Below are 9,113 nucleotides of genomic sequence, written 5' to 3' on the forward strand. Positions count from 1 at the left end.
TTGAAAGATCTTGTCAGGCTTGGAATGAAATACTAAGTGAGGATGGTTTTATTAAAAGTTTGTGTAGTAGAGAGTGGAGTTTTTTGGTTTAGTTGTTTTTTGAATTTGGTATTAGTTAATTTTTATAAATGGTATTAGGTTAATGCAGGAGTCTCAAAAATATGGTATCCATCTGCAGAATGCCTATATTGAGAGGTTTAATCGCACAGTAAGGCAGGAAGTGCCTGGATCTTCATTTGTTTGATTCAGTTGAGTCTGTATAAAATTTAACGACTCAGTGGTTATGGGTTTATAATAATAAACGACCATATTTTTCCCTAGGCGGAATATCGCCAAGAGCAAAGGTAGCGTAATAAAGACTGTAAGCAGTCAAACCTCTGTGGGTATTACACAAGCATTTTACTTTTGCAATGCGTGTTTATACTCTGTGGGAATAACTAACACGAAATCATTCAGTGCATTAGTCCAATCACTTAAGATGCGTTTAGCAATTTGTGAACCCGTTAGGTCGTAATGATTTTGAATGTAGTACTTTAGTTCATTTTCATAGGTTTCATTGAACGGGTCTAAATCTAGCATAGCACCAGTAGAGAGCATGCTATCAAAAGTCTTGTGTGGGTTATAAACAAAAGCAACGCCACCCGACATGCCAGCAGCAAAGTTACGACCAACTTCTCCTAAAATAATGGCTTTCCCGCCAGTCATGTATTCACAACCGTGATCACCAATACCTTCTACAACAGCCACTGCACCAGAGTTACGCACACAGAAACGCTCTGATACGCAACCTGATAAGTAGAGCTCTCCACCAGTAGCACCATAACCACAAACATTGCCTGCAATGATTTCTTCTTCAGCATTAAAGGTGGAATTTTTAGGTGGATAAACAATCACGCGACCACCTGATAAGCCCTTACCGACATAATCGTTGGCATCACCTTCGATTTCTAAGGTTACGCCTTGTGCTAAAAATGCACCGATCGATTGACCAGCAGAGCCTGTGAAATGAATATGGATTGAGTCATCCTCTAAGTTATTGCCACCACGAGCCTTGACGATATATGAAGAGAGCATTGCACCGACTGCACGGTCAATATTGGTAATTTTGGAATTAAATTTAACTTTATTGTTACCAGCGATAGCATCTTTTGATTGCTCAATTAAGGTGTTGTCAAGTTGGCTTGCCAACTCATGGTCTTGTGTTTTAGTTTGGTAAGTGCCCGTATTCTCATGTGGTTTTTGTGCGGGTGTGAGTAGTGCATCAAGATTAATAGAGCTTTGTTTCCAATGGTCAATGGCTTTATTCATCTCTAACATATCTGCTTGACCCACCATTTCGTTAATCGTTTTAAAGCCTAATTCGGCCATGATAAGGCGTAGTTCCTGTGCGACCATAAACAGGTAGTTCACCACATGTTCTGGCTTACCAGTAAATTTCTTACGCAGTTCTTTGTCTTGTGTGGCAATACCGACTGGACAGGTATTGAGGTGGCATTTACGCATCATAATACAGCCCATGGTGATAAGGGGTGCAGTAGAAAAACCAAATTCTTCAGCACCCAGCAACACACCAATGGCAACATCCCTTCCGGTTTTGAGTTGCCCATCTGTTTGAATGACCACGCGTGAACGAAGGTCATTCATGACCAGTGTTTGGTGTGTTTCAGCCAAGCCTAATTCCCATGGCAAACCTGCGTGTTTGATTGAGGTGAGTGGTGATGCGCCTGTGCCTCCATCATGACCAGCAATAACAATATGGTCAGATTTTGCCTTGGTTACACCGGCAGCAATGGTGCCAACGCCCACTTCAGCAACGAGTTTGACACTAATTCTTGCAGCTGGATTAGAGCGCTTAAGATCAAAGATGAGTTGTGATAAATCTTCAATAGAATAAATATCGTGGTGCGGTGGTGGTGAGATTAAACCCACACCAGGGGTTGAGTGTCTAATTTTAGCAATACCTGCATCAACTTTTGTGCCTGGTAATTCGCCACCTTCACCGGGTTTTGCTCCTTGCGAGACTTTGATTTGGATTTCATCGGCGTTGTTTAAATAATCAATAGTAACACCAAAACGACCAGAAGCCACTTGCTTGATTGCACTTCTGCGTGAATCACCATTGGCATCAGGCGTCCAGCGTTTGGCATCTTCGCCACCCTCTCCAGTGTTAGATTTTCCACCTAAGCGATTCATCGCAATGGCTAGGGATTCGTGTGACTCAGCAGAAATAGAGCCAAAGCTCATCGCGCCTGTGGCAAAGCGTTTAACAATTTCTTGAGCACTTTCAACAGCGTCAATGGCAATCGGATTGCCTTTTTTAAAGCTCATCAGTCCGCGTAGGGTTGAATTGCGAGTGCCCTGCTCATTGGCGTGTTTGGCAAATGCCCAATAAGCAGATTCGTCATTGTTGCGAGCAGCCAGTTGCAGATTGGCAATGGTTGCTGGATTCCACATATGAGTTTCGCCACCACTACGCCAATGATATTGACCTAAATTGTCTAATGTTTCGCTGTGGTAAGCAAGTTGATGGCGTTTCTCACCTTCACTTTGAAGAATATCAAAGCCAACGCCATCAATACGAGACGCTGTTTTAAAGAAGCATTTATCCATGACTGCTTGTGCCAAGCCAACAGCCTCAAAAATTTGTGCACCTTTGTAAGATTCTAAGGTGGAAATACCCATTTTTGCCATGACTTTAAGCATGCCTTTGCCAACGCCTTTGCGATAGGCTGCAACAATAGCATCATCACTCTTGATATCAATCATGTTGTCACGACGCGCTTGCCAAAGTGCTTCAAATGCTAAATATGGATTAATAGCGTCAGCACCAAAACCGGTCATTAAGCAGAAATGGTGCACTTCCCTTGCTTCACCTGTTTCAACAATAATACCAACTTGAGTGCGCTGTGAACAAGCCACAAGATGGCGGTGTAATGCACTTGATGCTAATAGACTAGAGATAGCAACACGATTTTCACCGATCCCACGATCAGATAAGATGATTAGGCTGTGTCCGTCTTGAATCGCTTGTGAGCCTTGCTTGCAAATATCATCAAGCAACTCGGCAGTGTGTTTGCCTGAATGAATAGCATAAGTAATATCAATGGTTTTTGATGTCCAGCCACGATGATTGCAATGTCTAAGTGCCGCTATTTCTTCGTTGGTAAGGATTGGGTGTTCTATCACTAGACGATGCACATTCTCGGCTTGATTGGTTAGAAAGTTGCCTTCAGGGCCGATAGAACAGCGCAGGGACATAACGATCTCTTCACGAATAGAGTCAATTGCTGGGTTGGTAACCTGAGCAAACAGTTGTTTGAAATAATCATAAATAATGCGAGATTGGCTAGACAAACAAGCCAAAGCTGAGTCATTGCCCATTGACCCAACGGGGTCACGCAATTCTGTGACTAGGGGTAATAGCATAAATTGCAGGGTTTCTGTGCTATAACCAAATGCTTTTAAGCGATGAATCAGCGTTTCAGGATAAAAGCCATGTGCCTCGTTTTCACAATGTAATTCTGACAAGTGAATGGTTTGCTCGTCTAACCAGTCTTGATAAGGGTTTTGTTTGGCAAAGTCTGATTTAATGCGTTCATCATCAAGTAATTCGCCCTTTTCAAAATCCACTAGAAACATTTTGCCCGGTCGCAATCTGCCTTTGGTTTTAATATTGTCATTTGCCACATCAACCACGCCAACTTCACTTGCCATAATGACGCGCTCATCATGGGTTAAGTAATAGCGAGAAGGACGCAAACCGTTGCGGTCAAGTACTGCACCGATATAACGACCATCGGTAAAGGCGATAGAGGCAGGCCCATCCCAAGGCTCCATCACATTGGAGAAATATTCATAGAAGGCTTTTTTCTCATCACTCATATTGGCATCATTTTGCCAGGCTTCTGGTACCATCATTAATACCGCTTCTTGCAAGGTGCGACCATTCATCATCAAAAACTCTAACACATTGTCAAAACTCCCTGAGTCAGAGACTTCGGTTTCAATGACTGGCAATGTTTTGGCCAAATCCTCTTTAAATAAATCGCTTTCCAGTACGCCCTCTCTGGCATGCATCCAATTGAAATTACCTTGACGGGTATTAATCTCTCCATTGTGTGACATATAGCGACAAGGTTGCGCCCTGTCCCAAGACGGGAAAGTATTGGTTGAAAAGCGAGAATGCACCATCGCCAAATAGGTTGAATATTTTGGGTCTGATAAATCCGTATAAAAGTTAAGCACTTGAGAGCCCATGAGCATGCCTTTATAAATAATGACAGTGGTGGACAGGCTACAAACATAAAACAACAGCGCCTGTGATAAAGAAGCGTCAGTACGGATATTATGCGAGACATGCTTTCTGATGACGAATAGTGCACGCTCAAAGTCAAGCGTGTCAATGTCATCCGCCTTGGCAATAATGAGTTGTTTAATAATTGGCTGAGAGGTTTTAGCAATATTACCTACATCTGCTTTATCGGTATCAATCGGTGTATCTCTCCAGCCAATCAGGGTTTGACCTTCATTGATAATGGACGCCTCCATTAGGCTCATGCAATGTATGCGCTGTTTGTCGTCTTGTGGCAAGAAAACATTACCCACGCTATAGGCGCCTTTTTCAACATCAACATTGAACAGTTTTTTGATTTCTTTGGCAAAAAATTCGTGTGGAATGTTGGTTAAGATACCTGCGCCATCACCCGTGTTTGCCTCGCAACCACAACCACCACGATGATCCATGCGGGTTAACATTTCTAAAGCATCTGTAGTAATTGCGTGTGATGACTTGCCTTTTATATGTGCAATAAAGCCAACACCGCAGTTTTCTTTTTCGTTATCTGGGTGGTAAAGACCGTGTGCTTTTGGTAGGTGTAATAAGGGCTCTTTCATTGTTGTGTCATAATCAAAAAAAATCGCCAAATTATAACCTAAAAGACATATGTTTAGTGTTTGAAATGCGGTATTTGATGTCAGGATTAGGGTAGAATATTTCCCTATATCTTGTTGAATTTATATCTTATGTTAGCCGTTATCTCACCTTCTAAAACCCAAGATTTTAATCCGAGCGATGTTACTACCTTTACGCAAACACGCCAGATGAAACAATCTCAGACACTGATTGATATTTTAAAAGACAAAACCCAAGATGAAATATCGAGCCTAATGTCGATTAGTGAAAAATTATCTGCGCTAAATTTTGAGCGCTTTCAAACCTTCAAAACACCGCTAACACTTGCCAATGCTAAGCAAGCGCTATTTGCCTTTAAAGGCGATGTGTATAACGGTATTGATGCCCCCAGTTTGGATGCCCAAGATTTAAAATTTGCCCAAGCCTCTGTGCGACTACTTTCGGGCTTGTATGGGGTCATTCGACCACTGGATTTAATTGCACCTTATCGTTTGGAAATGGGGACTCGACTTGCCAATGATAAAGGTAAGAATTTATACGAATTTTGGGGAGATGATATATCACAAGTTTTGAATAAAGATGAATCCGAGGTGATTATCAATTTGGCTTCTAATGAGTATTTCAAAGGCATTGACAAACAAGCATTGAATGCCAAAATTATTAATATTGTGTTCAAGGAATTTAAAAATAACGCCTACAAAGTCATTGGTATTTATGCCAAGCGTGCACGAGGTTTGATGGTGCGCTATATGATTGACAATCGATTGGAAAACCCTGAATCACTCAAAGCGTTTGATGTTGAGGGTTATGGGTTTAACCCGTCCATGTCTGATGAATCAACATGGGTATTTACACGCAAGCAATAATTCCCAAACAGTCTTGCATGCTTTGCATAGAGCCTGCCAATTTTTGTGTGTGTCAGGAATGTGAAGCAGAGTTTTCTAATCAAGCAAACCGTTGTCAATCTTGTGCACATCCCGTTAATAGCAATAGCAACCTTGATTTTTGTGGACAATGTTTGAGCCATTCTCCTGCTTTTAATCGCGCCTATACTGTGTATGATTATCAAGATTTGGTGGCGCAGCTCATTAAGCTATTTAAATACAATAAGCAACTTTGTATTGGTAGTTATTTTGCCCATAAACTGGCCGATAAATATCAATCACTGCCAGATTATGATGCGATCATCCCCATGCCACTCAGCCCACAGCGTATCCGCGAACGCGGTTTTAACCAAGTATTAGAATTACTAAGTGTGATTAAGCGCAAACAGCAAGTGATGATTGATGTCCATAGCGTGCAACGCATTAAAGCGACAAAGCCCCTATCAAAGCTTGACCCTCAACAACGCAAATTAGAAATCAAAGGTGCATTTCAGGCTATCCCCATCAACTATCAGCGTATTCTATTGGTGGACGACATTATGACCACTGGCACAAGTCTCAACGAATTGGCAAGAACTGTTATCAAGGCAGGGGCAAACTCTTGTGATGTATTGACATTAGCCAGAACATCAAACTAAGCAATATTCCCATTATGAACAGGATAGCAGGTATGGAATTCAAATCAATTATTGGCAAGTTTTTGTTATAATGCCCAACATTAGGTTTGTTGATAGATTTTCAATAAGAACTCAACAAAAAATGCCTGATTTTTATTTTAATATAGTGAGACCTTTGCATAAATAGGGATGATTAGCAAAATCCAATTTTTGCCCAATTGGTGATTTCTTTAAACCTTGTCCTAGCAGGGCTAAGGCTGGGTTTAAAAAATCGCCAAGTGGGTGAAAAGTGGGTTTCTGATGATTGTTCCTATTTATGCAAAGGTCTCATAGTATATTAGGGTAATAATGCCTTATATTAATAGTTCACACGGCGCTTCGCACCGTTAGGAGTAATTATGGACGATAAGAGTAATTTTGAAAAAGCGTTTGACCGAAATATGTCTGGTGAGAAAAGAAATTTGCGTGTGTGGTTAATCAACCCACCATTAGAAAACCCATGGAGAACTCAAGGAGATTATCGACTTGAGCAAAAACGAGAAACAATAAGGTTTTGGATTACTATCACCGCATTAGCAATTTCAATAATAAGTGTTTCTCTAACAGCATTTATTGCTATATCTAAAATACAAGGAATTTAGTTATGAAAATAACAAAAAAATTGATTGCAGTATTGATTTTTACAGGAATATTATCTAGTTGTGCTACCACCCAAAGCACATTTAAACGACTTGAAAGTCAGTGGGTTGGAAAAGACTTTGATAGATTCGTATTAAGACATGGCTCTCCGTATAAACAATTTAATCTTAACAATGGTGATATTCTATACACTTGGAATTCTGGTACATCTTCAATAAACATTCCACAATCTGCAACTACAAACATATATGGGAATACTGCCTCCACACAATTTTACGGTGGTGGAAGTATAAAGATGTATTGTGAAATTCAATTTCAAGTAAATTCTAAAGGCTTTATTAAAAAACTTGCTATCTTGAAAGACACATTTGGGATGTGGGCTCCATCAAGATGTCATGAAACACTTGAATAGAGCTCCTAACAAATCATTCCACCTGACCGCTTACGCGTCAGGTGATTTCAAGCGTTCACACGGCGCTTCGCACCGTTATACATTCCTCTTTATTCATTTTGCTGTTTTTATCTTGGACTGTTTAAAAAGCGCTAACCCCTGCAATACCTTGCGCACCAAGTTCTAGCGTTTTGTCTAAATCTTTTATTCCCATGCCGCCTAAAAAATAAACAGGGATATTAAGTTTATCCACCACATTGGTAGCATTATCCCAACCGAGTGGGATGGTGTTTGGGTGAGTTTGCGTAGCTTGCACGGGGGAGACAACAATAAAGTCAGCACCTATGGCTTGTGCTTTAAGTGCCTCAGTGAGATTGTGTGTAGATACACCGAGTAACTTATCGGTATTAGGGTAGTGTCCCCTTATTTCTCTGTATGCACTTGTGCTTTTACCACCTAAATACTACCACCCAACTTTGAGCAAGCCTTGTTTGCTTCTATTGGTGTTGGCAATTAAAACCCCTTTGGGCGTTTTAATATTGTTGTGGCTAAGTAATATTTTAGCTTGATATTTGTGTATGTGCATTTTTACCTTTTTAATATGTTTGCTCTATGGTATTTTAAATATTCTTCTCTTTTGTCATCCATGACCAATTGAGAAATTATTCTGTTATCAGATATGTTTAGTTTTGAGTATGTCATTTTTGACAAAAATGGAGAAAGTATTGTTTTTTTATTATTTGTAAAAGACATAAAGCCTCTGTCAAATAAAAAATCAAATGTCGGTGTAAACATAAAGCTATTATGTGGATCTAATTGTTCTTGAGAGTTAGACTTTGCCCAAGGTTTTATATGGCTTGCTATTAATAATCTATCATCTGAAACTAATGTTATTGGGCAAATAGGGCATTGTTTCAGTAACTTCTCTCTGTATTTTCCTTGCCCTATCCTAGCATGTGATTGAGTAAATTTTTCTTTTAAATCTGTTACCCTTTCCAACGACTCTATTTCTTGTCGCACTTCATAAGGGTGCTGAATATCGCCAAAGTAGTCTGCAAAAAGTCTAAAGTAGTATTCAATATTGTTAGCGTTAGATAATTTAACTATTGAGATGTAAGTGATGTTTGGTAATGAAAGTTCTCTGATTAGATTATAGGCTGATTCATTTGATTTGATATAAACTCTAGGACCTTCAATTTGACTTTGTTCTTCAATTTTAAATTCTATTTTTTCAGGTAACGATTCAACTGTATTTTTTCTATCGTTCCATAAAGTCGGTAAACTACTTTTATTGATATAAGGCTGTTCAGGGTTAAGGTACTCAATTTTTGTTTCTTCTAAATACCTTATTAAATCTTTTTTTAATAAAAAACATTTTACAACAAAGCCTGCACTTCCAAAAAATTTCCTTGTCCAACATAGAGTTTTGCTTCACCGTTACCTAACCCAATTTTATTTGCTCTGACAACAAACGAATCAGCTATCGTTATTTTTTCTTTTGCGTCCTCTATCTGATATATTTCATTCAGTGAGACCTTTGCATAAATAGGAACAATCATCAGAAACCCACTTTTCACCCACTTGGCGATTTTTTAAACCCAGCCTTAGCCCTGCTAGGACAAGGTTTAAAGAAATCACCAATTGGGCAAAAATTGGATTTTGCTAATCAT

General features: G+C 39.7%; 8 protein-coding genes and 1 pseudogene. 5 read left to right on the forward strand and 4 right to left on the reverse strand.

Features of this window, described 5'->3' with window-relative positions; translation table 11 throughout:
• Window positions 1-175: 175 nt before the first annotated feature.
• A pseudogene (locus BBROOKSOX_RS12115) lies at window positions 176-353 on the forward strand (integrase core domain-containing protein); the annotation flags it as partial.
• A 46-nt stretch (window positions 354-399) separates the two neighbouring features.
• On the opposite strand, the gene gltB reads toward BBROOKSOX_RS12115, so the two are convergent.
• Window positions 400-4,893, reverse strand: a complete 4,494-nt coding sequence (gene gltB, locus BBROOKSOX_RS07590; RefSeq protein WP_139660598.1) for a glutamate synthase large subunit — start codon at window positions 4,891-4,893, stop codon at window positions 400-402.
• Between the two features lie 129 nt (window positions 4,894-5,022).
• On the opposite strand from gltB, the gene yaaA reads away from it, so the two are divergent.
• From yaaA to BBROOKSOX_RS07610, 4 genes are all read left to right on the forward strand, one after another.
• Complete coding sequence (gene yaaA, locus BBROOKSOX_RS07595; RefSeq protein ID WP_139660600.1) at window positions 5,023-5,778, forward strand: peroxide stress protein YaaA; 756 nt, start codon at window positions 5,023-5,025, stop codon at window positions 5,776-5,778.
• A gap of 17 nt (window positions 5,779-5,795) precedes the next feature.
• Entirely contained in the window at window positions 5,796-6,434 is a 639-nt protein-coding gene (locus BBROOKSOX_RS07600; RefSeq protein ID WP_139660603.1) for a ComF family protein, read from the forward strand.
• Window positions 6,435-6,811: 377 nt separating this feature from the next.
• A complete protein-coding gene (locus tag BBROOKSOX_RS07605; RefSeq protein ID WP_139660606.1) occupies window positions 6,812-7,054 on the forward strand; it encodes a hypothetical protein in 243 nt (80 codons plus the stop codon).
• A gap of 2 nt (window positions 7,055-7,056) precedes the next feature.
• Window positions 7,057-7,464 carry a hypothetical protein gene (locus BBROOKSOX_RS07610; RefSeq protein ID WP_139660608.1) on the forward strand — a complete coding sequence of 136 codons (408 nt, stop codon included), beginning with the start codon at window positions 7,057-7,059 and terminating at the stop codon, window positions 7,462-7,464.
• Between the two features lie 121 nt (window positions 7,465-7,585).
• Here the strand turns inward: BBROOKSOX_RS07610 and BBROOKSOX_RS07615 are convergent, their stop codons facing one another.
• From BBROOKSOX_RS07615 to BBROOKSOX_RS12125, 3 genes are all read right to left on the reverse strand, one after another.
• The gene (locus BBROOKSOX_RS07615; RefSeq protein ID WP_139660611.1) at window positions 7,586-7,870 is read right to left on the reverse strand and encodes a thiamine phosphate synthase; all 285 of its coding nucleotides are present in this window, start codon (window positions 7,868-7,870) and stop codon (window positions 7,586-7,588) included.
• A gap of 161 nt (window positions 7,871-8,031) precedes the next feature.
• On the reverse strand, window positions 8,032-8,442 hold the full coding sequence (locus BBROOKSOX_RS12120) for an HNH endonuclease (protein WP_257607801.1): 411 nt from the start codon (window positions 8,440-8,442) through the stop codon (window positions 8,032-8,034).
• Between the two features lie 377 nt (window positions 8,443-8,819).
• Entirely contained in the window at window positions 8,820-9,002 is a 183-nt protein-coding gene (locus BBROOKSOX_RS12125; RefSeq protein WP_257607802.1) for a hypothetical protein, read from the reverse strand.
• Between the last annotated feature and the right edge of the window lie 111 nt (window positions 9,003-9,113).

The organism is bacterium endosymbiont of Bathymodiolus sp. 5 South, assembly GCF_900128535.1.
Taxonomy (GTDB): Bacteria; Pseudomonadota; Gammaproteobacteria; order PS1; family Pseudothioglobaceae; genus Thiodubiliella.

What these genes read in the sequence shown, in the direction of transcription:
- gltB (WP_139660598.1), bottom strand. Translation starts at nt 4,893, where the DNA reads ATGAAAGAGCCCTTATTACACCTACCAAAAGCACACGGTCTTTACCAC.
- yaaA (WP_139660600.1), top strand. Translation starts at nt 5,023, where the DNA reads ATGTTAGCCGTTATCTCACCTTCTAAAACCCAAGATTTTAATCCGAGC.
- BBROOKSOX_RS07600 (WP_139660603.1), top strand. Translation starts at nt 5,796, where the DNA reads ATGCTTTGCATAGAGCCTGCCAATTTTTGTGTGTGTCAGGAATGTGAA.
- BBROOKSOX_RS07605 (WP_139660606.1), top strand. Translation starts at nt 6,812, where the DNA reads ATGGACGATAAGAGTAATTTTGAAAAAGCGTTTGACCGAAATATGTCT.
- BBROOKSOX_RS07610 (WP_139660608.1), top strand. Translation starts at nt 7,057, where the DNA reads ATGAAAATAACAAAAAAATTGATTGCAGTATTGATTTTTACAGGAATA.
- BBROOKSOX_RS12125 (WP_257607802.1), bottom strand. Translation starts at nt 9,002, where the DNA reads ATGATTGTTCCTATTTATGCAAAGGTCTCACTGAATGAAATATATCAG.